This window comes from Candidatus Pantoea formicae, from assembly GCF_011752625.1.
In the GTDB taxonomy this organism is placed as follows: Bacteria; Pseudomonadota; Gammaproteobacteria; order Enterobacterales; family Enterobacteriaceae; genus Pantoea; species Pantoea formicae.
Genome location: NZ_VWXD01000014.1, coordinates 1 through 26,648, shown reverse-complemented (window position 1 = coordinate 26,648; position 26,648 = coordinate 1). Strand labels below are relative to the sequence as shown.

The 26,648-nt window shown below is 53.9% G+C and carries 22 protein-coding genes; 11 read left to right on the top strand and 11 right to left on the bottom strand.

Features of this window, described 5'->3' with window-relative positions:
- Positions 1-25: 25 nt before the first annotated feature.
- Positions 26-592: an ADP compounds hydrolase NudE gene (gene nudE, locus F3J38_RS24175; RefSeq protein ID WP_167143076.1), complete on the bottom strand. Its 567-nt coding sequence runs from the start codon at positions 590-592 to the stop codon at positions 26-28.
- Between the two features lie 397 nt (positions 593-989).
- Here nudE and F3J38_RS24170 point away from each other — a divergent pair, with 397 nt between their 5' ends.
- The 5 genes from F3J38_RS24170 (at position 990) to pckA (ending at position 7,053) form a co-directional block, all read left to right on the top strand.
- Positions 990-3,131: an intracellular growth attenuator family protein gene (locus F3J38_RS24170; RefSeq protein ID WP_167143073.1), complete on the top strand. Its 2,142-nt coding sequence runs from the start codon at positions 990-992 to the stop codon at positions 3,129-3,131.
- Positions 3,132-3,188: 57 nt separating this feature from the next.
- Positions 3,189-3,884 carry a GMP/IMP nucleotidase gene (gene yrfG / locus F3J38_RS24165; RefSeq protein ID WP_205298393.1) on the top strand — a complete coding sequence of 232 codons (696 nt, stop codon included), beginning with the start codon at positions 3,189-3,191 and terminating at the stop codon, positions 3,882-3,884.
- Positions 3,865-4,266 (top strand): ribosome-associated heat shock protein Hsp15, encoded by a 402-nt coding sequence (gene hslR / locus F3J38_RS24160; protein ID WP_167143071.1) that lies wholly within the window; start codon positions 3,865-3,867, stop codon positions 4,264-4,266. The genes yrfG and hslR overlap by 20 nt, the downstream gene beginning before the upstream one ends.
- A 25-nt stretch (positions 4,267-4,291) precedes the next feature.
- Positions 4,292-5,164 (top strand): Hsp33 family molecular chaperone HslO, encoded by an 873-nt coding sequence (hslO, locus tag F3J38_RS24155; RefSeq protein WP_167143068.1) that lies wholly within the window; start codon positions 4,292-4,294, stop codon positions 5,162-5,164.
- Between the two features lie 269 nt (positions 5,165-5,433).
- On the top strand, positions 5,434-7,053 hold the full coding sequence (gene pckA / locus F3J38_RS24150) for a phosphoenolpyruvate carboxykinase (ATP) (protein WP_167143065.1): 1,620 nt from the start codon (positions 5,434-5,436) through the stop codon (positions 7,051-7,053).
- A 96-nt stretch (positions 7,054-7,149) separates the two neighbouring features.
- Here the strand turns inward: pckA and envZ are convergent, their stop codons facing one another.
- Both envZ and ompR read right to left on the bottom strand, forming a co-directional pair.
- Positions 7,150-8,517, bottom strand: coding sequence for a two-component system sensor histidine kinase EnvZ (envZ, locus tag F3J38_RS24145; RefSeq protein WP_167143062.1), 1,368 nt, complete (start codon positions 8,515-8,517; stop codon positions 7,150-7,152).
- Positions 8,514-9,233 carry an osmolarity response regulator transcription factor OmpR gene (ompR, locus tag F3J38_RS24140; RefSeq protein ID WP_001157751.1) on the bottom strand — a complete coding sequence of 240 codons (720 nt, stop codon included), beginning with the start codon at positions 9,231-9,233 and terminating at the stop codon, positions 8,514-8,516. The genes envZ and ompR overlap by 4 nt, the downstream gene beginning before the upstream one ends.
- A 513-nt stretch (positions 9,234-9,746) precedes the next feature.
- Here ompR and yjbE point away from each other — a divergent pair.
- Complete coding sequence (gene yjbE, locus F3J38_RS24135) at positions 9,747-9,989, top strand: exopolysaccharide production protein YjbE (protein WP_167143059.1); 243 nt, start codon at positions 9,747-9,749, stop codon at positions 9,987-9,989.
- 122 nt (positions 9,990-10,111) lie between these two features.
- Here the strand turns inward: yjbE and greB are convergent, their stop codons facing one another.
- On the bottom strand, positions 10,112-10,600 hold the full coding sequence (gene greB, locus F3J38_RS24130; protein ID WP_167143057.1) for a transcription elongation factor GreB: 489 nt from the start codon (positions 10,598-10,600) through the stop codon (positions 10,112-10,114).
- 205 nt (positions 10,601-10,805) lie between these two features.
- Between greB and F3J38_RS24125 the strand changes: the two genes are divergently transcribed.
- On the top strand, positions 10,806-13,136 hold the full coding sequence (locus tag F3J38_RS24125) for a Tex family protein (RefSeq protein ID WP_167143258.1): 2,331 nt from the start codon (positions 10,806-10,808) through the stop codon (positions 13,134-13,136).
- Between the two features lie 468 nt (positions 13,137-13,604).
- Positions 13,605-15,293 (top strand): alpha-amylase family glycosyl hydrolase, encoded by a 1,689-nt coding sequence (locus F3J38_RS24120; RefSeq protein WP_167143054.1) that lies wholly within the window; start codon positions 13,605-13,607, stop codon positions 15,291-15,293.
- On the opposite strand, the gene F3J38_RS24115 is transcribed toward F3J38_RS24120, so the two are convergent.
- The gene (locus F3J38_RS24115; RefSeq protein ID WP_167143051.1) at positions 15,294-15,563 is read right to left on the bottom strand and encodes a YdgH/BhsA/McbA family protein; all 270 of its coding nucleotides are present in this window, start codon (positions 15,561-15,563) and stop codon (positions 15,294-15,296) included.
- A 162-nt stretch (positions 15,564-15,725) separates the two neighbouring features.
- Complete coding sequence (gene bioH, locus F3J38_RS24110; protein ID WP_167143048.1) at positions 15,726-16,490, bottom strand: pimeloyl-ACP methyl ester esterase BioH; 765 nt, start codon at positions 16,488-16,490, stop codon at positions 15,726-15,728.
- A 35-nt stretch (positions 16,491-16,525) separates the two neighbouring features.
- Here bioH and gntX point away from each other — a divergent pair, with 35 nt between their 5' ends.
- Both gntX and nfuA read left to right on the top strand, forming a co-directional pair.
- The gene (gene gntX, locus F3J38_RS24105; protein ID WP_167143045.1) at positions 16,526-17,203 is read left to right on the top strand and encodes a DNA utilization protein GntX; all 678 of its coding nucleotides are present in this window, start codon (positions 16,526-16,528) and stop codon (positions 17,201-17,203) included.
- 58 nt (positions 17,204-17,261) lie between these two features.
- Positions 17,262-17,837 carry a Fe-S biogenesis protein NfuA gene (gene nfuA, locus F3J38_RS24100; RefSeq protein WP_167143042.1) on the top strand — a complete coding sequence of 192 codons (576 nt, stop codon included), beginning with the start codon at positions 17,262-17,264 and terminating at the stop codon, positions 17,835-17,837.
- A 37-nt stretch (positions 17,838-17,874) separates the two neighbouring features.
- Here the strand turns inward: nfuA and malQ are convergent, their stop codons facing one another.
- The 5 genes from malQ to glpE all read right to left on the bottom strand — a co-directional run bounded on the left by malQ (position 17,875) and on the right by glpE (position 24,745).
- The gene (gene malQ / locus F3J38_RS24095) at positions 17,875-19,920 is read right to left on the bottom strand and encodes a 4-alpha-glucanotransferase (RefSeq protein WP_167143039.1); all 2,046 of its coding nucleotides are present in this window, start codon (positions 19,918-19,920) and stop codon (positions 17,875-17,877) included.
- A 247-nt stretch (positions 19,921-20,167) separates the two neighbouring features.
- On the bottom strand, positions 20,168-22,573 hold the full coding sequence (gene malP, locus F3J38_RS24090; protein WP_167143036.1) for a maltodextrin phosphorylase: 2,406 nt from the start codon (positions 22,571-22,573) through the stop codon (positions 20,168-20,170).
- A 189-nt stretch (positions 22,574-22,762) separates the two neighbouring features.
- Positions 22,763-23,521: a DeoR/GlpR family transcriptional regulator gene (locus F3J38_RS24085; protein WP_167143033.1), complete on the bottom strand. Its 759-nt coding sequence runs from the start codon at positions 23,519-23,521 to the stop codon at positions 22,763-22,765.
- Positions 23,522-23,561: 40 nt separating this feature from the next.
- Positions 23,562-24,386, bottom strand: coding sequence for a rhomboid family intramembrane serine protease GlpG (gene glpG / locus F3J38_RS24080; protein ID WP_167143031.1), 825 nt, complete (start codon positions 24,384-24,386; stop codon positions 23,562-23,564).
- A gap of 32 nt (positions 24,387-24,418) precedes the next feature.
- The gene (glpE, locus tag F3J38_RS24075; RefSeq protein WP_205298392.1) at positions 24,419-24,745 is read right to left on the bottom strand and encodes a thiosulfate sulfurtransferase GlpE; all 327 of its coding nucleotides are present in this window, start codon (positions 24,743-24,745) and stop codon (positions 24,419-24,421) included.
- 228 nt (positions 24,746-24,973) lie between these two features.
- On the opposite strand from glpE, the gene glpD reads away from it, so the two are divergent.
- Entirely contained in the window at positions 24,974-26,482 is a 1,509-nt protein-coding gene (glpD, locus tag F3J38_RS24070; protein WP_167143025.1) for a glycerol-3-phosphate dehydrogenase, read from the top strand.
- Positions 26,483-26,648 lie beyond the last annotated feature (166 nt).

Here is a 26,648-nt window from a genome sequence, read left to right as displayed (position 1 = left end):
GGCGTTTTTTATTATCCTGCAAAAATTAGTAGCTTAAACGTCCCTGCTTCACTAACCACTCGCGCACCAAAAACAGCGCACTGACATTGCGTGCTTCGCGGAAATCCGGTTCATCCAGCAACGCCAGCAGGTTATTCAGCGGCCAACGACGCACAATCAGCGGCTCGGGCTCATCCCCTTCAAGCTTCTCCTCGTACAAGCCTTCTGCCACCACAATGTTCATCTTGCTGGAGAAGTAAGACGGCGCCATAGTGAGTTTGCCTAGCGCTTCCAGATGCCTTGCGCCAAACCCCGCTTCCTCTTTCAACTCTCGGTCTGCTGCCTCAAAGGCACTTTCGCCTGGGTCGATCAATCCTTTAGGGAAACCGAGCTCGTAACTTTCCAGGCCAACGGCATATTCCTGAATCAGAATCACATCGTCACCGATAATCGGCACAATCATGACGGCTTCACGGTCGGAAGGCTTCATCCGTTCATAAACGCGGCGTGCACCGTTACTGAAAGCGAGATCAACCGCTTCAATGGTGAACAGACGGGAGCGGGCTACCGCTTCCACGTTGAGGATGTCAGGTTTTATCAGTGGAGTTTTCATATCAGCCTCAAACTTTGCACAGCCTTGTGAAACGCGATGACGCCAGCATACCGAAGCATGAGGCAATGTGCGACACGCAGCAGAAGGAAAGCATGGTGACACATATTTGCTTACCGCTGCTAACAACTTATTGTTATCTCTACACTTAAAACTTCACAATAAGTCAACGGTGTTTTGGTAAATTCAGAAAATACCGATATTTAATTGAGTGCCTCCCGGGTAACCTCCCGTGGAGGAATAATCTAACAAATTATAATTCAATGATTTTGCGCGTTATTTTATCTGAGTTTTTTCTTGTCAGAATGACTTCTGCTCGCCAAAATTGACTTGTATTGATGGTTTTACCGGGAGTACATCGTAAACGTGAAGGCAGTTTTTTGGCTGGATTGAGCAAAGCATGAGCACTTTTATCATCATTCTGGCTGTCATGCTAACCTGCTCATTAGTAGCAGGAGTGGGTTATTGGTACGCTATGCGGCATCGTCCGCCGTTGGCGAAACCACTGCCGTTCATCAGTCCCCCCTGCCGCAAACTTACCGATGAAGAACGCCTCGCCGTTGAAAAATACATTGCGTCACTGGCCAAACAGCGACAGCACAGTGATGCGCGCTCTGCAAAGAAGTCACGTGAGCCTGAAGCGCTGACACTGACAGCGCAAAGCAACAATGTTTATCCCGTCACACGATCTATCACCCGTTATGGCCTCTCTACCGATGATGCCCACCAATGGCGCTATTACCTCGATGAAGTGGAAGTCCACCTTCCCCCGTTGTGGGAACAGTACATCGCTGAAGAGAACTATGTTGAGCTGATTCGTACCCAGACCTTACCGCTGGTGATCTCACTCAACGGCCACTCACTGGTCAATTATGCCATTGAGCAGCCTGCTCTGCCGCCACTGGTGCGGTCGATGTCAACCAACGCCTCCATCCGTAAAGAAGAGAGTGAAAATGTCGAGCTATTACAGGTGCGCAAAGAGACACCTGAAGAGTATCGGCTCTCAAGGACAGATGGCACACGCGAAGCCGTAGCCATCTGCTTTGCCTTCCTGCTCTTTTTCTTAAGCCTGGTGTTGCCTGGTAGCTTGATGGTGTGGATTGCCCTGCCCGCTTGTTTAGTGATCGCCACCAGCCTGTGGTTCCTTTACCGTTTTCCCGGCGAGAAAGGATTACGTGATGTGCACTGCCTGCGCGGTGCGCCTAAACGCTGGGGCCTGTTTGGTGAATCCAACCAGGAACAGAGCAATATCTCACTCGGCATCATTGATTTAATCTATCCAGCGCATTGGCAGCCCTACGTGGCACATGATTTAGGCCAAGTGACCGATGTCGATATTTACCTTAATCGGCAGGTGGTGCGTCAGGGCAGATTCCTCTCCTTGCATGACGAGGTACGTAACTTCCCGGTACAGCGCTGGCGCAAAAATCTGGTATTGGCATGTGGCTCACTGCTGGTGTTGGTGATGCTATTTACCTGGATCCCACTCGGGATGCCGATCAAGCTCAGTCTTGCGTGGGTAAAAGGCACGGAAAGCATTGAAGTCAGCAGTGTTGATAAGCTCAGCGCACTGCCGTTGCATATTGGTGACAGCCTGAAAGTCAGCGGTACCGGCATGTGTTCCGTACCCGGTAATTATCAGAGCAACCGAAGCTATACCTATATGCCGTTCGACTGCTCAGCCATTTACTGGAATAACTCACCTCCCCTGCCGCAGCCCCAGTCGGACATTATCGACAAAGCCGCTGCGCTGCTGGATACCACCACACGTCAGCTGCACCCGGAAACCAATACCGATCCTAAACTCAACCCGCAGTTAGCCTCGGCGATTCAGAAGTCAGGCATGATTCTGCTGGATGATTTCTCGGATCTGGTACTGAAAACGCAGGATTTATGTAGCCAGCAACAGGATTGCGTGCGGTTGAAAAATGCCCTGGTGAATCTTGGCAATGCCAAGGATTGGGATTCGCTGATCCACAGAGCCGACTCCGGCAAGCTTAACGGCATGAATGTTCTGTTACGTCCGGTGAGCGCGGAAGCGCTGGAGAACCTGGTCAATACGGCGACATCAACCTTCTTCTCGCGCGAAACGCGTCGTGCGGCAGAAACCTTAAACAGCCCACCGCCAGGGGGTTTTCTGATCATCAGCGATGAAGGCCGCCAAATGGTGACACAGCCGCAACCTTCTGTGTCGCTATTCGATCTTGATGCCCCTTCCCAGTGGCGTGAGTTGCAACGCATCTCCGGCATGCTGCTGCATACTCCATTCGCTGCGAATGGCATCATCACCAGCATCACCACGGATGCGAACGGTACACGTCACATTGCGCTGCATAATGAACCGGATGCCATGGCACAGTGGCGCTATCTGGGCACGGCATTACTGATGCTGGTACTGATTCTCTGCGGCGCCACCAATGGCTTGCTGGCACTGCGCCGGATTCATCGTAATCGCCTGCGGATGGTGGAGATTCAGCAATATTATGATAAGTGCTTCAACCATAACCTGAGCACTATGCAGAGCGTGCGCTCCCTGTTCTGAGCCTTTCCCTTCTGTGCTACCCTGTCGCCCTGTTTTTTAGGGTGGGGGTTTATACCGATGACGCTTAACTGGTCTGAGATCGATACCGTGCTGCTGGATATGGACGGCACGCTGCTTGATCTCGCCTTCGATCGCCATTTCTGGCTGGAGCACGTTCCAGAGACCCTGAGTCGCGAGCGCGATATCACCCTAGCTGAAGCGCACCAGTTGATACAGCAAAAATATCAAGCCGTGGCGCATACGCTAAACTGGTATTGTCTTGATTACTGGTCGCGAGAGCTGGCACTGGATATTCGCGTCATGACGTGGGAAAAGCGCCACCGCGCGGCAATGCGTGATGATACGCTTCCTCTGTTGCAGACGCTGCGGGCTGCGGGCAAACGCACTATCTTGCTGACCAACGCACATCCGTACAATCTCGATGTAAAGCTGGAGCAGACGGGATTGGCTGCCCACCTTGATTTATTACTTTCCACCCATACCTTTGGGTATCCGAAAGAGGATCCACGTCTCTGGCAGGCGGTTCAGCAGCACACCGCATTCGATAGCGCACGAACGCTGTTCATTGATGATAGCGAACCGATCCTCGATGCAGCCGCACGCTGGGGCATTCGCTGGTGTTTAGGCGTCAGTAATCCGGATTCCGGTCGGCCCGATCAATCTTTCCAGCGTCATGCTGCGGTGCGAGACTATCGCCAGTTGTGTGAGACGCTGCGTCAAAGCAGGAGCCGCAATGAAAGAGAAAATCAGTGAAAGCGTCCGCCTCGACAAATGGCTGTGGGCCGCGCGTTTTTATAAAACCCGCGCACTGGCTCGCGAAATGATTGAAGGCGGTAAAGTGCACTACAACGGCCAACGCAGCAAACCGAGTAAAATCGTGGAACTGCAAGCCGAGCTGACCCTGCGACAAGGCAACGACGAGCGCACAGTGATTATCACGGCCATTGGTGAGCAACGTCGTCCCGCCAGTGAGGCGCAGGAAATGTATGCAGAGACTGCCGCCAGTATTGAGAAGCGTGAGAAAACCGCGCTGGCACGCAAGATGAATGCCCTTACGATGCCGCATCCCGATCGCCGTCCGGATAAAAAAGAGCGCCGCGATCTGATGAAATTTAAATTGTCGGGCGATGAATAACCGTCGCCCTAACGAGAGAAACACTATGTCTGTTCAAGATCAACTGCACCGTTACCTGTTTGAAAATGTCGCCGTACGTGGCGAGCTGGTTAACGTCTCTGAAACCTGGCGCGAGATTGTCAAAAATCACGACTACGCTGAGCCGGTTAAAATCCTGCTGGGCGAGTTGTTGGTTGCCACCAGCCTGTTGACCGCTACGTTGAAATTTGACGGCGATATCACTGTACAGCTTCAGGGCGATGGCCCGTTGACGCTCGCGGTGATTAACGGCAACAACAAACAGGAGTTACGTGGCGTAGCGCGCGTGAAAGAGGACGCCGAAATTGCACCGGGCAGCAGTCTGAAAGAGATGGTCGGCAACGGTTATCTGGTGATCACTATCTCGCCAGAAAAAGGGGAGCGTTACCAGGGTGTCGTCGGGCTGGAAGCAGATACGCTGGCCGGTTGCCTGGAAGATTACTTTATGCGTTCTGAACAGCTGCCAACGCGCCTGTTTATTCGCACCAGCGACAAAGGCGCCGCCGGTATTCTGCTGCAAGTGCTGCCTGCACAAGAGCCAAGCCAGGATGATTTCAACCATCTGGCGACACTGACCGAAACCGTGAAAAGTGAAGAGTTGATCGAATTACCGGCAACCGATGTGCTGTGGCGCCTCTATCACCAGGAAGAGGCCACGGTATTTGATCCCACCCCAGTCAGCTTTAAGTGCACGTGCTCACGCGAGCGTTGTGGTGAAGTGCTGAACACCTTGCCAGTAGAAGAAGTGGACGAAATCCTCGCAGAGGACGGTAAAATCGATATGCATTGTGATTACTGCGGTTCTCACTATGTGTACGATGCAGTGGATATTGCTGCCATTCGTAGCGCTCCTACCAGCAACAGCGATCAAGTGCATTAATTCCCTTACGGGCGGCTATGCCGCCCGTATTCCTGTCAGGAGTTAACCCATCACTTTCCTTCGAAGATTAACGAATTTACGCTGACTTTAGTTTCTTAACTGGCAGATTCCTCTGCTTGTCACGTTCCAGCTCGCATTTTTAACTCCATGAACTTTCCTGCCCAATTCAGACGTGTACACTGCGCGCGATCTGCCTTGCCCAGTTAAGCGCGGCAAGACGCAGCATTCCTCATAAAATGCTATGAAGCACCGATTTAAGGAGCAGCCACATGCGCGTTAACGGCCTGACATCGCAAGACCTCGCCGCTTTGGGCATTAGCGGTACCACCGAAGTGGTGTACAACCCTGACTTTGAGACGTTATTTCAGGAAGAAACCCGCCCAGAACTGGAGGGTTACGCGCGAGGTACTCTGACGCAGAGCGGTGCCATCGCCGTGGATACCGGCATCTTTACGGGCCGCTCGCCAAAAGATAAGTACATTGTGCGTGACGACACCACGCGTGACACCCTGTGGTGGAATGACGTTGGCAACGGCAAGAACGACAACCAGCCGCTGTCTCAGGAAACCTGGCAGGCGCTAAAAGATCGCTGTACTGAACAACTCTCCGGCAAACGTCTGTTTGTGATTGATGCCTTCTGCGGTGCGAATCCAGACACCCGCCTGAGCGTCCGCTTTGTCATGGAAGTGGCATGGCAGGCACACTTCGTCAAAAACATGTTTATCCGTCCAAGCGAAGCGGAGCTGGCCTCATTCGCACCGGATTTTGTGGTGATGAACGCGGCGCAATGCACCAATCCAGACTGGCAAGCACAGGGTTTACACTCTGAGAACTTTGTCGCTTTTAACCTGACCGAACGCATGCAGCTGATTGGCGGCACCTGGTACGGCGGTGAGATGAAGAAAGGCTTGTTCGCCATCATGAACTACCTGCTGCCGCTAAAAGGTATCGCTTCCATGCACTGCTCGGCTAACGTCGGCAAAGCTGGTGATGTCGCCGTATTCTTCGGCCTGTCGGGCACGGGTAAAACCACGCTTTCCACCGATCCTGACCGCCAGTTGATTGGCGACGACGAACACGGCTGGGACGATGATGGTGTCTTCAACTTTGAAGGTGGCTGCTACGCCAAAACCATCAACCTGTCTGAGAAAGCCGAGCCCGAGATTTACCGCGCGATCCGCCGTGATGCGCTGCTGGAGAACGTCGTGGTCCGCGAAGATGGCAGCGTAGACTATGCTGATGCCAGCAAGACCGAAAATACCCGCGTCTCCTATCCGATTGAGCACATCGACAACATTGTTCAACCGATCTCTAAAGCGGGCCATGCTAAGCGCGTCATATTCCTGACGGCGGATGCTTTTGGCGTCCTGCCACCTGTTTCCCGTTTAACACCAGAACAGACGCAGTATCACTTCCTGTCAGGTTTTACCGCTAAACTGGCCGGTACTGAACGTGGCGTGACGCAGCCAACCCCCACCTTCTCCGCCTGCTTTGGCGCTGCATTCCTGACGCTGCATCCCACGCAATATTCCGACGTGTTGGTGAAGCGTATGGAAGCAGCAGACGCAAAAGCCTATTTGGTGAACACGGGTTGGAATGGCAGCGGCAAACGTATTTCGCTGCAAGATACGCGCGCGATAATTAATGCGATTTTGGCGGGTGAGTTGGATGATGTAGAAACAGAAACACTGCCGGTGTTCAATCTGCAGATACCGACCACGCTGGCGCAGGTGGATGACGTGATTCTCGATCCACGTCGAAGCTGGACGGATGAAGCCGCATGGCAAGAGGCCGCACGAGGCCTGGCACAACGTTTTATCACTAACTTCGAGAAATATACCGATAACGATGCAGGTAAAGCGCTGATTCAGGCTGGCCCGCAGTTGTGATGTGAATAAGCCGCCAAATGGCGGCTTATGAGTGACCTATGCGTTAGCGCGATTTATCGTGCAAACCTGAGCACAGATACGCAATCAATTACGCTGCTACGTTCTTTCACTGTGATTGCTAAGGATTAATGCCGTACCGTTATTCTCGGGAATCGGTAACCATGCACGAATACGCAAACCTCCGCGTTCGCTGTCACCAATCTCCAACGAGCCTTCATGCGCATCAATAATTCGCTGTACAATCGCCAAGCCTAAACCGGTTCCGCTGGTACTGCGTGCGCTATCACCGCGAACAAAAGGCTGGAAAAGATGTTGAAGTTGGTCTGGCTTAATACCTGGACCATCATCTTCCACCTGGAACCAAGCGCGGTTGAGCTCCTGGCCACTGCTGACTTTGATCCAGCCATTGCCATAGCGCGCCGCGTTCACCACCAGATTTGCCACCGCGCGTTTAATCGACAGTGGGTTGATATCCAGCATTAACTCTTCTTCCATGACCGCGTTTTCAATCTCGCGCTCGTAGCCGCTCTCTGCCGCCACCACTTCACCCAGCACGCTGTTCAGATCGGCGCGCTCGGTCTGCATCTCCTGGCCGGTTCGCAGATAATCGATAAACTGCTCGATAATCGCATTGCACTCTTCGATATCTTTGTTGATCGACTCAGCCAGATAGCCATCCTGTTCGCTCATCATCTCAGTAGCAAGACGGATGCGCGTCAACGGCGTGCGCAAATCGTGGCTGACACCGGCCATCAACAGTGTGCGGTCATCCGCAAGCTGTTTTACCCCCGCAGCCATCTGATTAAAAGCGCGCGTCACTGAACGCACTTCCGATGCGCCATATTCGCGCAATGGCGGAGGGATGATGCCTTTACCGACCTGCAGCGCTGCATGCTCCAGGTCGACCAGGGGTCGGTTCTGGATACGGATAAACAGCCAAGCCCCCCCTATCGCCAACAACATAATGGCCAGGGTATAGCGGAACAGCGGCGAGAAGTCGCCTTGATGGATCTCTGTCAGAGGTACGCGCACCCAGATGTCTGGCGACAACCAGGTTTTTAACCATACCACTGGCGAATTCTTATTGACCTCGACCCGCACATCCGTCGGACCGCCAAGCTGTTGCGCCATCTGCTCGCTGAGAAATTCGTAATGCTGCGCCCAGCGTAACCCGCTCTCTTCTGCCGCGGCGTTGGTGTACAACGAAATACCCAACTCACGATAAATTTCGCGACGGAATGCCGGTGGAACTTCCAGCTGCGTTCCATCTTCCAGTTGCAGCCGATCGGTCATCAGCATACGCACTTCGTAAGCGAGAACTTTATTGAACTGCTGCAAGCTAGGAAGAATGGCGAAATTCAGCACCACCAGATAGGTCGTTACCAAGCTGACGAACAGCAAGGTAACGATCAACAACAAGGTGCGGGCAAACGAACTGCGAGGAGAGAAGCGCAATCGCCTCATGCTTTACTGCCGTCCGGAACGAACACATAGCCCAGACCCCATACGGTCTGAATGTAGCGTGGGTGTGCAGGATCTTCTTCGACCATACGACGCAGACGTGAAATCTGCACGTCGATAGAACGCTCCATCGCACTATACTCACGCCCACGTGCCAGGTTCATCAGCTTATCGCGTGATAACGGCTCACGTGGATGGCTGACCAGCGCTTTCAGCACCGCGAACTCACCACTGGTCAGTGGCATAGGCTCATCTTCACGGAACATCTCACGGGTACCGAGGTTCAGCTTGAACTTACCAAAAGCAATAACCGCTTCTTCCTGTGAAGGTGCACCCGGCAGTTCATTCGCCTGGCGACGCAGCACTGCGCGAATACGCGCCAGCAATTCACGTGGGTTAAACGGTTTAGGAATGTAGTCATCGGCACCGATTTCCAGCCCAACGATACGATCCACTTCTTCACCCTTCGCGGTGACCATAATGATCGGCATTGGGTTGCTCTGGCTGCGTAAACGACGGCAAATGGACAAGCCATCTTCGCCCGGCAGCATTAAATCAAGCACCATCAAATGGAATGATTCACGAGTCAGCAGACGATCCATCTGCTCGGCGTTGGCGACACTGCGCACCTGAAAGCCCTGTTCGGTGAGATAGCGTTCGAGCAGTGCGCGCAGACGCATATCATCATCGACGACCAGAATTTTGTAGTTCTCTTGCATGTTCAACTCCCAAAGGCGCCATTGCCTGAGCCAATATTGTGTAAAAAAGATGCCCACATGTGACAGTCATTAATGGTTTATATTCTAGCCGAAATTGTTACAAAGCATATTAAACAGCAGCTTATATTTAATTTTAACCCTGAAATGCGCTCCGTCTCGCGCTTTTTATCTGTGCTTTCCAGCCGCTTAGCGCTTATCCGAAAATTTCCGCGATTTTCTGTTCGAATCTGGATCACATTGCGTTGAGCCATCGAATTCCCGGTGATATCGGTCCATTTGACTTAAGTCAGTAGCGAACTATCGCTCAATTGCGCATGCGTTGCAGCATAATATCTGGCTGTTTTTGCTTTCCACTCCTGACTGCTCTCGGAACATTCCCTTGACGATGCCCAATAAGGCCAACCTAAAATAAAGTCTGATTTATCAGAGAGTAAACATCTCTTTTTTCTTGGAACTGAATCTCAGAAACTGCATGAAATCTTGCTGAACTGACGTGTATTTGGAGAGAGAGAGATGAAAAAAACGATGGTCTTGCTGAGTGCGCTGGTTCTGGCCAGCTTCTCTCAGGTGCAAGCGGCCACCAGCGCGGGCGAAGCGGCTGGGGCACAAGCCTCAACGACCGCTAAAGGCAACTCAGACGCCGTTGGTGTTGGTGCGGTGGGCGCACTGCTTGGAATCGCATTAGCGACCATGGGTGGCGGAGACAAAGGCACGAGCAGTACCTCCACAACCACGGCAACCACGCCCGGTAAATAACTGTACGATTCAGGCGCGGCAAGGCTGCGGCGCTTCCCCCTTTTACTGCCAGCCCCTTTCGCCACCGGAGAATAAGTTGCACCCAAGGCTTTTTTACCCAAGCCATTATTCTCCGCTTCTTTTTACTCTGGGGTCTTCACGTACTCGATGCGGTTAACAAACCAGATTTTCTGCCCTTCTGGCGTATTGACGACAACCTCGTCATCCACCTCTTTTTTAATCAAGGCACGCGCCATTGGCGAATCGATCGAAATGTACTCTTTTACCGCCTCGCCGTAGATTTCATCCGGCCCGACGATGCGAAAGCGCTTTGCATCACCCTGCTCATTCTCCACTTCAACCCAGGCGCCAAAGAACACTTTGCCTTCTTGTTGCGGGGCATAATCAACAATTTTGAGGTCGGCAAGACACTTACGCAGATAGCGCACGCGCCGGTCTATCTGACGCAGCAGACGCTTGTTGTAGGTGTAATCGGCGTTTTCTGAGCGGTCACCCAGGCTCGCGGCCCAGGACACAATTTTAGTGATTTCCGGACGCTTTTCGTTCCACAAATGGTCGTGCTCAGCACGTAATTTGTTGTAGCCCTCACGGGTAATCAGTTGGGTTTTCATCGCGTCTACTCGTGGTCACAGCGTTTCAGTACGGTAAAGAAGCGCCAACAATAAGCGACAGCTCTTCCTTCAGCAAGGTGCGTCCCACAATGTGCGTGCTGCATTCAGAAAAAGACGGATTCACCTGTCCCCGGCTGGCAATTTGCTGCCTCAATCCGTATAACTGTCCCCTATTTCTAACCCTGTGTAAGCATTGTTAATGATGATGAAAGATTCACTGAGCCAGATTATCGCAAGTGAGCTGAAGGCACGCGCCGACCAGGTTGACGCTGCCGTTCGCTTGCTGGATGAAGGGAACACCGTGCCGTTTATCGCACGTTATCGTAAGGAAGTGACCGGTGGGCTGGACGATACCCAGTTGCGTCAACTGGAAAGCCGCCTGGGCTACCTGCGCGAGCTGGAAGATCGCCGCCAGTCGATTCTGAAATCCATCGATGAACAGGGAAAACTCACTCCTGAACTCGCCAACGCTATCAACAGCACGCTGAACAAAACCGAGCTGGAAGATCTTTACCTGCCTTATAAGCAGAAGCGCCGTACGCGTGGCCAAATCGCCATTGAAGCGGGGCTGGAGTCTCTGGCCGACACCTTGTGGCAAGATCCCTCACAAGACCCTGAGCAGTTGGCAGCAGGCTACGTCGATGCTGATAAAGGTGTCGCGGATGTCCGCGCTGCACTTGATGGCGCACGTTACATCCTGATGGAACGCTTTGCCGAAGACGCCACCCTGCTGGCGAAAGTACGTGATTATCTGTGGAAGAATGCGCATGTCGTATCCCGCGTGGTGGAAGGCAAAGAGGAAGAAGGCGCGAAATTCCGCGACTACTTCGATCACCATGAAGCCTTGAGCAGTGTCCCCTCACATCGTGCCTTAGCCATGTTCCGTGGCCGTAATGAAGGTGTGCTGCAACTGTCGCTGAATGCCGATCCGCAGTTTGAAGAAGCGCCACGCGAAAGCCATGGTGAAACCCTGATCGCCGAACATCTTCAACTGCGTCTGAACAATGCCCCAGCCGATAGCTGGCGCAAAGCCGTGGTCAGTTGGACCTGGCGTATCAAAGTCCTGCTGCACCTCGAAACGGAATTAATGGGCACCATCCGTGAACGCGCTGAAGATGAAGCCATCAATGTGTTCGCTCGTAACCTACAGGATCTGCTGATGGCCGCGCCGGCGGGCATGCGTGCCACCATGGGCCTTGATCCAGGTTTGCGTACCGGTGTGAAAGTCGCGGTGGTGGATGCCACGGGGAAACTGGTTGCGTATGACACCATCTACCCTCACACCGGTCAGGCGGCGAAAGCCGCCTCGGCGGTAGCAGCTCTGTGCATCAAACATCAGGTTGAGCTGGTCGCGATTGGTAACGGCACGGCTTCACGTGAAACCGAGCGTTTCTTCCTTGATATGCAGAAGCAGTTCCCGCAGATCAACGCGCAGAAAGTGATTGTCAGTGAGGCCGGCGCATCGGTTTACTCTGCATCAGAACTGGCAGCACTGGAATTCCCTGATCTGGATGTTTCCATTCGCGGCGCAGTCTCCATTGCACGTCGCTTACAGGATCCACTGGCAGAGCTGGTGAAAATTGATCCGAAATCCATTGGGGTGGGCCAGTATCAGCATGATGTTAGCCAAAGCCAGCTGGCGAAGAAGCTGGATGCGGTGGTTGAAGACTGCGTAAACGCCGTGGGTGTGGATCTGAATACCGCATCGGTGGCGCTGCTGACGCGTGTGGCAGGCTTAACCCGCATGATGGCCCAGAACATCGTGAGCTGGCGCGACGAGAATGGCCGCTTCCAGAACCGTCAGCAGTTGCTGAAAGTCAGCCGACTGGGGCCAAAAGCTTACGAGCAGTGCGCCGGCTTCCTGCGCATCAATCATGGTGATAACCCACTGGATGCGTCAACCGTGCATCCAGAAGCCTATCCGCTGGTCGAACGCATTCTGGCCGCCACCGAGCAGGCACTGAGCGAGCTGATGGGCAATGCCGGTGGACTGCGTGACCTCAACGCGCGCGACTTCACCGACGAGCGTTTCGGCCTGCCAACCGTCACCGATATCATCAAAGAGCTGGAGAAACCGGGTCGAGATCCCCGCCCAGAATTTAAGACCGCGCAGTTTGCCGAAGGCGTGGAAACGCTAAACGACCTGCTGCCAGGGATGATTCTGGAAGGCGCGGTCACCAACGTCACCAATTTTGGTGCCTTTGTGGATATCGGCGTACATCAGGATGGCTTGGTCCATATCTCCTCCCTTTCCGATAAATTCGTTGAAGACCCACATCAGGTCGTGAAAGCGGGCGATATCGTCAAAGTGAAGGTGATGGAAGTGGATATGCAGCGCAAACGTATTGCCCTCACCATGCGTTTGGATGAGCAGCCTGGTGAAAGCAATGCACGCGGCGGTAACAACCGCAGCAGCGGTAAAGAGAATGCACGTCCGGCAGCCAATAACAAAGCACGTGGCAAACCCGCTAGCGCCCCAGCAGGTAATAGCGCCATGGGTGACGCGCTCGCAGCGGCATTCGGTAAGAAACGCTAAGCTCAGTCTTGGCTCGTTTTATACCCTAAATAATTCGGGCTGCAGGAAGGCGGCAAGTGTGGGAGTCCCCAGGAGCTTACACCGGTAAGTGACCGGGGTGACCACACGCAGCCAACGCACCTGCAGTTCGAAGTATGACGGATACCCTAAATAATTCGGGCTACAGGAAGGCGGCAAGTGTGGGAGTCCCCAGGAGCTTACACCGGTAAGTGACTGGGGTGACCACACGCAGCCAACGCACCTGCAGTTCGAAGTATGACGGATACCCTAAATAATTCGGGCTGCAGGAAGGCGGCAAGTGTGGGAGTCCCCAGGAGCTTACACCGGTAAGTGACTGGGGTGACCACACGCAGCCAACGCACCTGCAGTGCGAAGTATGACGGGTATATGAGTTGATAAATCCCCTCACCCGTCTACGCTGAAAAAATCCGTGTGAAAAAATGACCTTCCGCGTGGCCCAGCGATCAAATGGACATTATCAACGCACTACTCGATGAAATTTACGAAGGCCGCTTTCCCGTCGCAGCACGTGAGCGCCTGCTTTCCCATATTCGTGCGGCGCGAGATACCGCCAAACTTCCACGCAAAGCACACTGGGATGAAAAAGATGTGGTGCTGATCAGCTATGCCGACCAGTTTCGCGAACCGGATCAACCCACCTTAGCCAGCTTCTCACGCTTTTATCAGCAGCATCTGCAATCCACATTTAATCTGGTGCATTTGCTCCCTTTCTTTCCTTACTCTTCAGACGATGGTTTTTCTGTCATTGATTATCACCAGGTTAACCCTGTCTGCGGCGACTGGCAGCACATCGCGGCACTGCACAGTGAAACCCGGCTGATGTTCGATTTTGTCTGTAATCACATGTCTGCCCACAGCCAGTGGTTCCAACACTTTCTGGCTCAAGACCCGGGCTGGGATGACTTCTTTATCAGCATGCCACCCGCCACTGACTTGAGCGCCGTGACGCGCCCGCGCACCTCGCCACTGCTGACCCCTTTCACCCTGGCAAACGGTGAAACGCGTTTTATCTGGACCACGTTCAGCGCCGACCAGATTGACCTCAACTTCGCCAACCCGGAAGTGCTAATCCGCATGGTGGATGTCTTGCTGGATTATCTGAATAAGGGGGCTGATTACGTCAGGCTCGACGCCGTCGGCTACATGTGGAAAACACCGGGTACCAACTGTATTCATCTGCCCAAAACGCACCAGCTTGTGAAACTGTTTCGCGCCGTCGCTAACGAAGTCGCGCCCGGTACGGTGATCATCACGGAAACCAACGTGCCGCACAAAGACAACATCAGTTATTTCGGCAATGGCCAGGATGAAGCGCAGATGGTGTACCAGTTCTCCTTGCCCCCACTGGTGCTGCACGCCATTCACTCTGGCTCAGCACGCGCTTTACGTCAGTGGGCCAGTACACTGGACACTCGTCACGGCGGAACGACCTTCTTTAATTTTCTCGCCTCGCACGATGGTATCGGCCTCAATCCTGCCCGCGGGATTTTATCGGAAGTGGAAATTGTGGCCCTGGTCCGTGAGTTGGCGCTTGAGGGGGCGCTGGTCTCCTACAAGAACAATCCCGATGGCACCACCAGCCCTTATGAAATCAACGTCACTTATCTCGATGCGCTGAATCATCAGAACGACGACGATGATACGCGCCTGCGTCGCTTCCTGCTGGCTCACGCTATTCTGCTCGCTTTTCCGGGCGTACCGGCCATCTATATCCAAAGCATCCTGGGCTCTCGAAACGATAACGAAGGGGTACGCGCGGCCGGACACAACCGCGCCATTAACCGCGAAAAATACAGCCTGCGTGAGATGGAAAAGTGGATCAGCGGCGATAACGCGCTACGGCAGCAGGTATTTGAACGCCTCAGTGCTTTGATTCAGCTGCGCACACGTCAGCCTGCATTTCACCCTGATAATCCGATGACGCTGTTGGAGAGCGAAAATGCACTGCTGATGCTGCGCCGATACTCACCTGACAGCGAGGCAGGGTTAGTGTGCGTCTTCAATCTCAGCAGCCGCGACGTCAGTGCGCATTTACCCGAGGCGAAGCACTTTCAGGATGTGATTAGCGGGGAAAAAATAGATGGCAGCGAGCCATTGAAGCTCGCCGCCTGGCAGTTTATGTGGTTACGCAGCTAGTTACTCGTAGACATCCGCCGTGGCGCTGAACTTGCCATGTTCACGGCCCGCAATCACCAGGAAGTATTTCCCACCTTTTTCATCGGCCGCTTTAGAGAGTTCGCGCTTGGCATCCATGGGCGAAGTGGTTTCCGCCGTAGTGGTTACCGTACCGATCTTCTTCAGATTCATTTTTTGTACTTCTTCTTTGGTCACTTCCTTTGCCGCAAATGCTGAAAATGAAACAGCACCCATCACCATTGAAGCCACAACCCATTTCATTACCTTCATAGCAGTACCCTCATGCACATTTTCCATTGTTGAGATGTAAGCAGCCGCGAAGCACATCAGATGAGAAAACGTTCTAATCACACCGCATTGCGGCGTAGCTCACGACAAAAGTATTGCTGGTTGTGACAGATTTGCCACTTGTTAAGGCAACTAACTCATAACTCACTGTGCGAAATCAATAATCTGCTGGCAAAACTCATCAGGGTGCGAGATGAAGGGCGCGTGTGCCGCTTTTTCCATCACCACGGAAGGGGAATCCGGCCAGCGGGCATCCAATGCTTCTGCCACGCGACGTGGCACTAGCCCATCGAGGTAGCCATAGATGCGTAAAAATGGCAGCGTTAACCCATCCAGTGCATCACGCAAATCATCCTGACGCAGAATCGCCAATCCCCCTTCAAGTACCGCCACCGATGGCATCGGTTGTGACAGCACCACCTCTTTCAATTGACGAGCATCCTGGCGCGCATTTTCGGTGCCCATGGTTTGTAGCGCCAGGAATCGCTCAACGGTGCGCTGAAAATCATGACTCAACTGCTGCTGGAAGCTCTCCAGCGTCTCTGGCTTAATGCCCGGCCAATCGCCTCGCGCAGTAAAACAGGGTGACGATGCAACGCTGATTAAGGCACTGACGCGTTCTGGCTGCGTTAAAGCAATGTGGCTGGCCACCAATCCACCTAATGACCATCCCAGTAAATATGCTCGCTCAGGCAGGTGGGGAAGCAGTTGCTGTGCCATTTCGGGCAAGGTCAGCGCGCCAAAACCCTGGCTGCGTCCAAAGCCGGGCAAATCCACCAGATGCAGACGAAAATGTGGGCGGAGTCGAGGAACAATGTTTTGCCATACTTCAGCGTTTAATCCCCATCCGTGCAGCAGCACAAGATCGTAATCACCCTCGCCTATGGTGTGCCAGTAAAGCGAACTCATCGGTTACACTCCCGAAAAGAGTAAAAGAGGCCGCTATGCTATCAATCCCTGCCCTGTGTTGGCTATGCCGCTTGCCGCTCCAGATTGCCGGACATGGCTTATGCAGCCGCTGTGCCGCATTGATCCCGCGCCTTCCACCACTCTGCCCATGCTGTGCATTACCGGCCAGTGGTGCTGCACTTTGCGGGCGCTGCCTCCGCCATCCACCGCCGTGGCAAAGCATGACCTGTGTTAGCGATTACCGCCCTCCCATTAGCGACTGGGTCTTGCAGCTGAAATTTTCTCGCGCAACCGCACTCAGAGTGATGCTCGCGCGGCTACTTTTGTTAAAATTATTAACAAATCGGCGCGATAACCGCCTGCCGCGCATAGATTTAGTGTTGAGCGTACCGCTGCATCGCCATCGCGCATGGCGGCGCGGGTACAATCAGGCAGAACTCATCGCAAAACCCCTGGCTCGCTGGCTAGGTTGTGAGTATCGCGAGGGTGTACGACGTCGAAGGCAGGGTGCGATTCAGCATGCTTTAGCGGCCGCAGCGCGTAAAAAGAACCTGCGCGGCGCTTTTCACCTTGAAATGTCGGTGCTTGGGCGTCATATCTTACTCATCGACGATGTGGTCACCACAGGAAGTACCGTGAGTGAAATCAGCCGCATTTTGCTGGCGCAAGGCGCGGCCAGCGTACATATTGGCTGCCTGTGCCGTACCTTGTAGAGCGTCGGCGTTGGGCGTATTATAACCAAGTAATTTAGTCAACTATTGAGCAATCGCCATGATCGTTATTACTGATGCAGCACAAGAGCACTTCTCAAAATTGCTGTCAAAACAAGAAGATGGCACCCAAATTCGCGTATTCGTCATCAACCCGGGTACGCCAACCGCTGAATGTGGCGTCTCTTACTGCCCGCCGGATGCTGTAGAAGCCACTGATACCGAATTTAAGTTTGAAAAGCTCTCCGCTTACGTGGATGAACTGAGCGCACCTTATCTGGAAGATGCGGAAATTGATTTTGTCACTGATAACCTCGGTTCCCAGCTGACGCTGAAAGCGCCTAACGCGAAGATGCGTAAAGTGTCTGACGACGCCCCAATGGTTGAGCGCGTAGAGTATCTGCTGCAAGCACAGATCAACCCTCAGTTGGCAGGTCACGGTGGGCGCGTGTCGCTGATGGAAATCACCGATGACGGTTACGCCATTCTGCAGTTTGGCGGCGGCTGTAACGGCTGTTCGATGATTGACGTAACGCTGAAAGATGGCATTGAGAAAGAGCTGCTGGCAGCCTTCCCTGAGCTGAAAGGTGTACGCGATCTGACCGAGCATCAGCGCGGCGAGCACTCTTACTACTGATTTATGCAGCGGCAGCCTACCCGAGCTGCCGCTTGTTTTATCCCTCTTTGCGCCCCTTGCTCACCGCTTTTAACACCTGCTTCACCGTTTTGTCGGCGAACATCGCTTCCAGCGTGACGTCCAGCTTACGCCGCCAGTTAGGGTATTCATCCACCGTGCCAGGCACATTGACGGGTGAGGTCATCCCCAGCCAATCTTCGGGCTGCAACCCAAGCAGCGCACTTTCCGTCTGAGCAAGAAAACGGTGCATAGCCAAATTTAACTTCGGTGTCATCGGCTGTTTCTGCACAGGCTTAGCATCGCGTGCAGGCATCGCCCCCGCCTGCTGAAGCGCATCCAGTAACGCCTGCTTCTGGGTATCCCGCTGCTGCTGCAACGATTGCAACACGCTACCGCGGTAGATACCGAGTTGTTCTCCCAGTGCCAAATCGCCTGCCTGCCAGAATCCACTCAGCGTCGGTAAGTCATGAGTACTGGCGCTGGCTATCGACTGGCGTGGATAAGCGGTAGGTTGGCGATAGCGGCCATCGCGCTCCTGTTCAAAAAACAGGACTTTCCACGAGAAGATACCGTAACTGCGCATCATGCGCACAATGATCGGTGGTACGGTCCCAAGATCCTCGCCGATCACCATGCAGCGATGACGCTGACTTTCCAACGCCAGAATCGCCATCAACTCCTCCACGGGATACGAGACGTAAGCCCCCTTCTCTGCGCCTTCACCGTAGGGAATCCACCACAAACGCAGCAGCGCCATCACATGGTCAATACGCAATGCGCCGCAGTCACGCATATTAGCCCGCAGCAAATCAATAAACGGCTGATAACCTCGCGCGCGCAGCACATGCGGATCGAGCGGTGGCAGAGCCCAGTTTTGCCCCAGCGGACCAAGCCGGTCAGGCGGTGCACCTACGGAAGCCCCCAGCTTATACAACTGCGGGTCTTGCCAGGTTTCTGCACTGTGCTGAGCGACCCCCACGGCCAGATCGCGGTAAAGGCCTACCGCCATGCCCAACTGCTGGCTGCGCTGCCAGCAGGCCGCAAACTGCTGCTGCGCCAGCCACTGCAACCAGCTCCAGAACTGAATTTCCTCCTCATGTTCAGAACACCACTGCTGTACCTCTGGTAGATGGGCATTGCGCCAGCTTTCTGGCCAGTTTTGCCAACCCCATTCGTCAGGATGGTCAGCTGCGCGTTCAGCGAGAATGCCGTCAAAAGCCGCCTGATATCGCAGATGATCGCCACCCTCTACCACAAATTGTTGGAAATCAGCATCGGGCTGACAGGCTTGCCATGCAAAGCGCAGCGCCGTGATTTTGAGGGTCGCCACCGCGATATAATCTACCCATTCACTGTCGCGCGCCTTCTGCAACGCCTTACGCGTTTTGGCGAGTTGCCACCAGCGCTGTGCCTCATGGCTTTGCTCAAAGGCCGCAACCTGATGGATGTCGATATACAGCACATTGAGCCAGCGCCTGGAGGTGGGACTGTACGGGCTGGCGTATTGGGGTTGTGCGGGATAAAGCGCATGCAATGGATTCAGGCCAACGAAATCGCCGCCGTTGGCCGCAATGTGCGCCACCATCTGCTGCAAATCGCCAAAGTCACCGATACCCCAATTGCGGTCGGATCGCAGCGTGTAAAGCTGCACCAGTGCCCCCCAACGCTTCTCGCCCTGTTCGAGCGGTTGTGGCAGGTAACAGCGGCGTGGTGCAATGATAATGCGCGTTTGCCACTGCTTACGCCCCTGATACAAGGTGAACAGGTGATAACCCTGCGGCAAACGTGGCGGGAGAGCTAACGATTCTCCGCCCTGAATGATACCGCTGAATGCTTTGCCCTGTTCTGACTGAAGTTGCCAGCGAAACTCGCCTTTGCCTTGGGGTAGCAGATGGCGCTGGCGACCCGGCGTGAACACCTGCACCGGCGGTAACGGCGGAGCTTTGCCTTCCGGTGTCTCCATCACCGCCAGCAGCGCGCGCTTGGTATCGTCGCTGATACTTTCCGGCTCACCTTTGGCATTGATAAATTCCACGGCGATACCTGCGGCAAGCGCCGCCTGATCGAGTTTGCTCAGCGTCATCGCGTCTCCTTGAATGCGGTGCGCATCAATGCGCACCCTACGAAAATCGTATCGAACAAAAGAGGTAGGCCATTAATGGCGTAATGCCGCTCACTTAAGCCAATGAGTGCGTATTTGACCAAGTACGCATGAATGCGAACCCTATCGAACAATGCAAGGGCGCCGTTAATGGCACACCGAACAATGTAGGGTCGCCATTAATGGCGACCGAAACGCAAGCACTATGCCCTTTATAGCAACCTGAAAATTACCGAGCAGCCTGCCAAATACGCTGCTGGTAATCGCGAATGGATCGATCCGAACTAAATCGCCCGGTGCGCGCAGTGTTTAGGATGGCGGCCTTAGTCCAGGCTTCAGGATTCTTCCACAGCGCCTCTACCTGCTGCTGTGCTGCGATATAGGCATCAAAATCTGCCAGAACTAACCAGGGATCGCCGTTTTTCGTCAGGCTGTCGAGCAGCAAATCAAACGCATGCTTGTCGCCATCGCTAAACTTGCCCTTCTCCATATCCTTCAACAAGCTATCCAGATATTTGTTCTGTTTGCGCAGCTTTTTCGGGCTGTAACCTTCCGCTTTGAGCGCCTTCACCTCATCCACGGTATTGCCGAAGATGAAGATATTCTTTTCACCCACGGCATCGGCGATCTCGACGTTGGCACCATCCAGCGTACCGATGGTCAGCGCGCCGTTAAGCGCCAGCTTCATATTACCGGTACCAGACGCCTCATACCCGGCGGTGGAGATCTGCTCTGAGAGATCGGCGGCGGGAATCATCAACTCTGCCGCGGTAATGCGGTAATCCGGGATAAAGACCACCTTTAGCCGATCGCCAACTTTCGGGTCGTTATTGATCACCTCCGCCACTTTATTGATGGCGTAGATAATGTTTTTGGCGAGGTAATAGCCTGGAGCCGCTTTCGCACCAAACAGGAACACGCGCGGTACGAAGTCAGGATTTTTCGGGTCTTCTCGCAGTTGGCGATAACAGTGCAGCATATGTAGCAGGCTGAGATGCTGGCGCTTGTACTCGTGCAGACGCTTAATCTGCACGTCAAACAGCGCATCAGGGTTCACATCAATTCCGGTGACACGCTTGATGTATACCGTCAAACGCAGCTTGTTCTGCTGTTTAATGGTCCGGAACTGCTGGCGGAACGCCTTTTTGCGCGCATAGGGTGCCAGCCACTCCAGCGCGTCAAGATCGTTGGCCCATTCAACTTGTAGCGTCTCATCAATCAGGTTCGACAACAGCGGATTACACTGCTTGAGCCAGCGACGTGGCGTGATGCCGTTAGTGACATTGTGGAATTTGTTTGGCCAGAGTAAGTGATACTCCGGAAACAGATCTTTCACCACCAGCTCGGAGTGCAGCGCCGCCACACCGTTAACGGCAAAGCAGCTCACCACACACAAATTCGCCATACGCACTTGTCCGTCGGCGACCACAGCCAGCTTTTGCCATACTGCGCGATCGCCTGGCCACTGCTTTTTCACCACTTTTTTCAGGCGCTGGTTAATCTCACGAATAATGAGCATATGGCGCGGCAGCAGGCTGCGTACCAACTGTTCATCCCAACGCTCCAGCGCTTCCGGCATCAAGGTGTGGTTGGTGTAAGCGAAGACGCGGCTAGTGATCTGCCAGGCCTCATCCCAGCCCAATTGATGCTCATCCAGTAAAATACGCAGCATTTCTGGGATGGCGATAGTGGGATGGGTGTCATTGAGTTGAATCACTTCGAAATCAGGCAGGCTGTGAATGGAGCGTCCAGCAAGATGATGGCGACGCAGAATATCGCCCACCGCGCAGGCACACTGGAAATACTGCTGCATTAAGCGCAGCCGCTTACCTTCCGCGTGATTGTCATTGGGATAGAGCACTTTGGTTAATTTATCAGCGTCGATGCCTGGCTGCTCGGCCTGGAGGAATTGGCCGTTATTGAACAGCGTAAGATCAAACGGATGTGTGCTACTGGCCTTCCACAAGCGCAGCGGTAGCGTGACGCCATTACGATAGCCCACCACGGGCAGATCCCAGGCTTCACCTTTTAACTGGAATTTAGGCCGCCAGAGTAGCGTGCCATCGTCATTTTTCTTCACCTTGCCGCCGATGCCGACCTGCACATCTTGCGCGGCGTTGTGACGAAACCACGGGTAACTGTCGCGCTGCCAGTCATCGGGCGCTTCTTTTTGCTGGCCGTCCTCAAAGGTTTGGCGGAACAAACCGTATTGATAATTGAGGCCATGGCCCATGCCTGCCTGTCCAACCGTCGCCATTGAATCCAGATAGCAAGCGGCTAAACGCCCTAGCCCGCCATTGCCGAGCGCAGGGTCGGTTTCCTCTTCCAGCAGCTCGCTGAGTTCTACCTGATGCTCCGCCAGTGCGGCCTGCACGTCGTTGTACCAACCGAGATTGAGTAAATTGTTGCCGGTGAGCCGGCCAATCAGAAACTCCATCGACAGATAGTTTACGTGGCGCTGTCCCATGCGTGGCGCGACAGGAGGTTGCGTGGCGAGCATTTCAGCCATTACGCTGCTTAACGCCTGCCACCATTGGTGCGGTGTCATTTGTTGAGCGGAGGTCAGTCCAAGGTGCTGCCATTGGCGGGTAAGTGCGGCGTCGAAACGTGTTTTATTGAATTTTTGCTGCGACATATCAATCCCTTCGAGTCCGTTAACGGTAAAGTCGGGCGAGCGCATAACCAGAAAGGATAAGTAAAGCCGGGGGCGGAGAAAAAAGCGACAGAGAAATGCGGGTGCAGTGAAAAAAATCGAGACCAGTACATGCAAGATTTGTAGCGGCGCGGTTTATCGCGCAACGCACTGCGCCGCTACGGTTGGCAATCAGCAGAGTTCGAGGTGAACCTCATGCTGTTCAATCACCTTCAACACGCTGGCTGGTGGCGTTTTGTCGGTATACATGTAGTCAATCAGACTCATGTTGCCGAGGTTCACCATGGCATTACGACCAAACTTCGAATGGTCTACCACCAACATCACACAACGCGAGTTTTCAATAATGGCGCGTTTAGTACGGACTTCGTGGTAATCGAACTCCAGCAGCGAACCATCCATGTCGATGCCGCTGATACCGAGAATGCCGTAATCGAGGCGGAACTGAGAGATGAAGTCGAGCGTGGCTTCTCCCATGATACCGCCATCACGCGTACGCACTTCCCCACCCGCGATGATCACGCGGAAATCGGGCTTCGCCATCAGCAGAATCGCGACGTTCAGGTTGTTGGTGACCACGCGCAGATTGTTGTGATTAAGCAGCGCATGTGCCACCGCTTCGGGCGTCGTGCCAATATCGATAAACAGCGTGGCACCATCTGGGATTTGGCTCGCCACACGTTCAGCAATGCGCGCTTTTTCAGCCGACCACATCATTTTACGGTCTTGCCATGCGGTGTTTTCGGAGCTGGAAGGCAGCGCCGCCCCGCCATGATGACGCTGAATCTTGTTTTGATCGGCCAGATCGTTGAGATCGCGCCGGATAGTTTGCGGGCTCACTTCAAAGTGATCCACTAACTCTTCTGTGCTGACATATCCCTGACGCCGGACCAGATCGATAATAGCGTCATGACGTTGCGTCTGCTTCACATCACTCTCCTCGGCTCAAAGCCGTTTTCTTTTTTTCTGTCTAGCGACGCGCGATGTTGCGCGTATCAACAAACGCCATGGCGAGACCCACCAACAACCCCGTCACGTGGGCTGCGTTGGCAATCGACAGGCCAAATGCGCCGTACCAGCCAATAATGAGCCATACAATAGCGAAGCCCATCAATCCGCGCTCCAGATAAATACCACTTTCGGGATCGCGCTCGCCTCTCAGCCAGCAATAACCCATCAATGCGTAGACGACACCCGACAATCCCCCGAACAGCACCCCGCTGAACTTCGCCTGCATCCAGCCACTCAGGAGCGCGGAAATGAGCATAATCACAAACAGCTTACCGCTGCCGATACGCTTCTCCACTGCGCCGCCGAGATACCACCACCACATCAGATTGAAGAGAATATGCAGCAGTGAGAAATGCAGCAGCGCATGGCTAAACCAGCGCCACACCTGGAAATATTGCGAAGAATCAGCGGGCCACGCCAGCCAATCGAGTGCCACATCATCGCCAACAATCTGCATCATGATGAAAACCGCCACGCAGGCGATCATGATGGTCATGGTGAGCGGGCCTGCGCGTTCACGAATATTCGCCCAGATATTACTGCGCTCGTAGCGCAAGCCACTGTCAGTACTGCCGGTGTGCCAACTGGCCGCCTGATAACGCGGATGGTTGGGATCGCGAATGAACTGTGCGAGTTCGTTTTCAACCATTGAAAGCTGCGTTTCATCATCCAGCATAATGACATAGTGGCTTTCGCGCTCAATACGCAGCGTGACGCCACGTGTGGCCATATAGTCCACAAATGCCTGTGCCATGCGGGGATGGTTAAACTGGGTAATGCGCATCGTGCGTGCTCTCCTTCCTTTTAGGGACCGGCTCAGACGCTGCCAGTCGCAACCTGCGCTGGAAACGCACTACGCCAGGCGTCGAAACCACCATCAATGCTATAGGCAGCGCTGAAACCCTGCCCCAGCAGGAACTGGGCCGCACCTTTGCTACTGTTTCCGTGGTAGCACATCACCAGCACGGGTAAATCATGATTAGCCTGCGCGATAAAGTCGGCAAGGTTGTCGTTAGACAAGTGTAACGAGCCCGCCGCGTGCCCCATCGCGAAGCTTTGTGGGTCGCGGATGTCCACCAGCTGTGCGCCTTGTGCCAGGTGCTCGTTAGCTTGCTGAACCGTAATACATTCGAAGGTTTCCATGGTGTCTCTCATCACGTCGTCACAATTAGCGCCTAGTTTAACCTGAGAATCCGTTGCCATAACCTGACAAAAGTTATGGCTATGGATTTTTTTTCCTGCAGGAATGTTAGCTGTATCACGCAAAAATGTTTTTATTGAGTTAAGCGCTGGCATCAATGTTGGTTTCCGATTATTATTACGCTCGAAAACGAACATTTTAGAACTATTCCGAACATCGGAGGAGATGACGTGGAAACCAAAGACCTGATCGTGATCGGCGGCGGCATTAACGGAGCCGGCATTGCAGTGGACGCTGCAGGACGCGGACTGTCAGTGCTAATGCTGGAGGCGCGGGATTTGGCCTGTGCAACCTCCTCCAATAGCTCAAAACTGATCCACGGTGGCCTGCGCTACCTGGAACACTACGAATTCCGCTTGGTGGGCGAAGCGCTGGCTGAACGTGAAGTGCTGCTGAAAATGGCGCCTCATATTGCCTTCCCGATGCGCTTCCGCTTGCCGCACCGCCCGCATTTGCGTCCAGCGTGGATGATTCGTCTTGGCCTGTTTATGTACGATCGCCTGGGTAAACGCACTACATTGCCAGGCAGTAAAGGCCTGCGTTTTGGCGCGGAATCGGCCTTGAAACCTGAAATCACGCGCGGATTCGAATATTCCGACTGCTGGGTGGACGATGCGCGCATGGTTGTGCTGAATGCCCAAGAAGTGGTGAAACAAGGTGGCGAAGTCCGCACCCGCACCCGCGTCAATCGCGCATGGCGTGAAGGCGGCCTGTGGATGGTGGAAGCCGAAGACATCGATACTGGCAAAATCTACACCTGGCGCGCCAAAGGCCTGGTCAACGCCGCTGGCCCCTGGGTGAAGCAGTTGTTTGACGATGGTCTGAAACTGAAATCACCTTATGGCATTCGCTTGATCAAAGGCAGCCACATTGTGGTACCGCGCGTACACCGTGAAAAACAGGCTTATATCCTGCAGAACGAAGATAACCGTATCGTGTTTGTGATTCCGTGGATGGACGAGTTCTCCATCATCGGCACCACCGACGTGGAGTACAAAGGCGATCCGAAAGATGTGAAGATCGATGACAACGAAATCAGCTATCTGCTGAAGGTGTTTAACGGACACTTCAAACAGCAACTGAGCAAAGAGGACATCGTCTGGACTTACTCTGGCGTGCGTCCGCTGTGTGATGATGAATCGGATTCACCACAAGCGATCACTCGTGATTACACACTGGATGTCCATGATGACAACGGTCAGGCTCCGCTGCTGTCGGTGTTTGGCGGCAAGTTGACGACCTACCGTAAACTGGCAGAACATGCGCTGGAAAAACTGGCCAAGTATTATCCGAACGCCGGTCCAGCCTGGACGAAATCAGCGGTACTGCCGGGCGGTGATTTCTCCGGCACACGTGAAGATTACGCAGCAGGCTTACGCCGTCGCTATCCGTTTATCAGCGAAGGCATGGCGCGTCACTTTGCCCGTACCTACGGCAGCCGTACAGAAGTGCTGCTGGAAGGCGCGCAGAGCATCGAAGATTTGGGCGAGAACTTCGGTCACGAGTTCTATGAAGCCGAATTGCGCTACCTGGTGAAAAACGAGTGGGTGCGGGAATTGGATGATGCAATCTGGCGTCGTACTAAACAGGGTATGTGGTTAACGGAAGCCGAGCAGGCGCGCATTCGCGAATGGCTGGCGGTGAACGGTCAGAAACCGGCGCTGTCACTGGCATCGTGATTTATCGTTAATATAAAGGCCGTTGTCCTGGATGGGACAGCGGCCTTAATGAGATGGTCACCTCCACCCTGTCGGGCGCTATGCTGACAGGGTGTTTTTCTTTCTGAAGGGGATCATCATGCAAAACGTATCGCTCATTGGTATCGATCTCGGCAAGCACTCATTC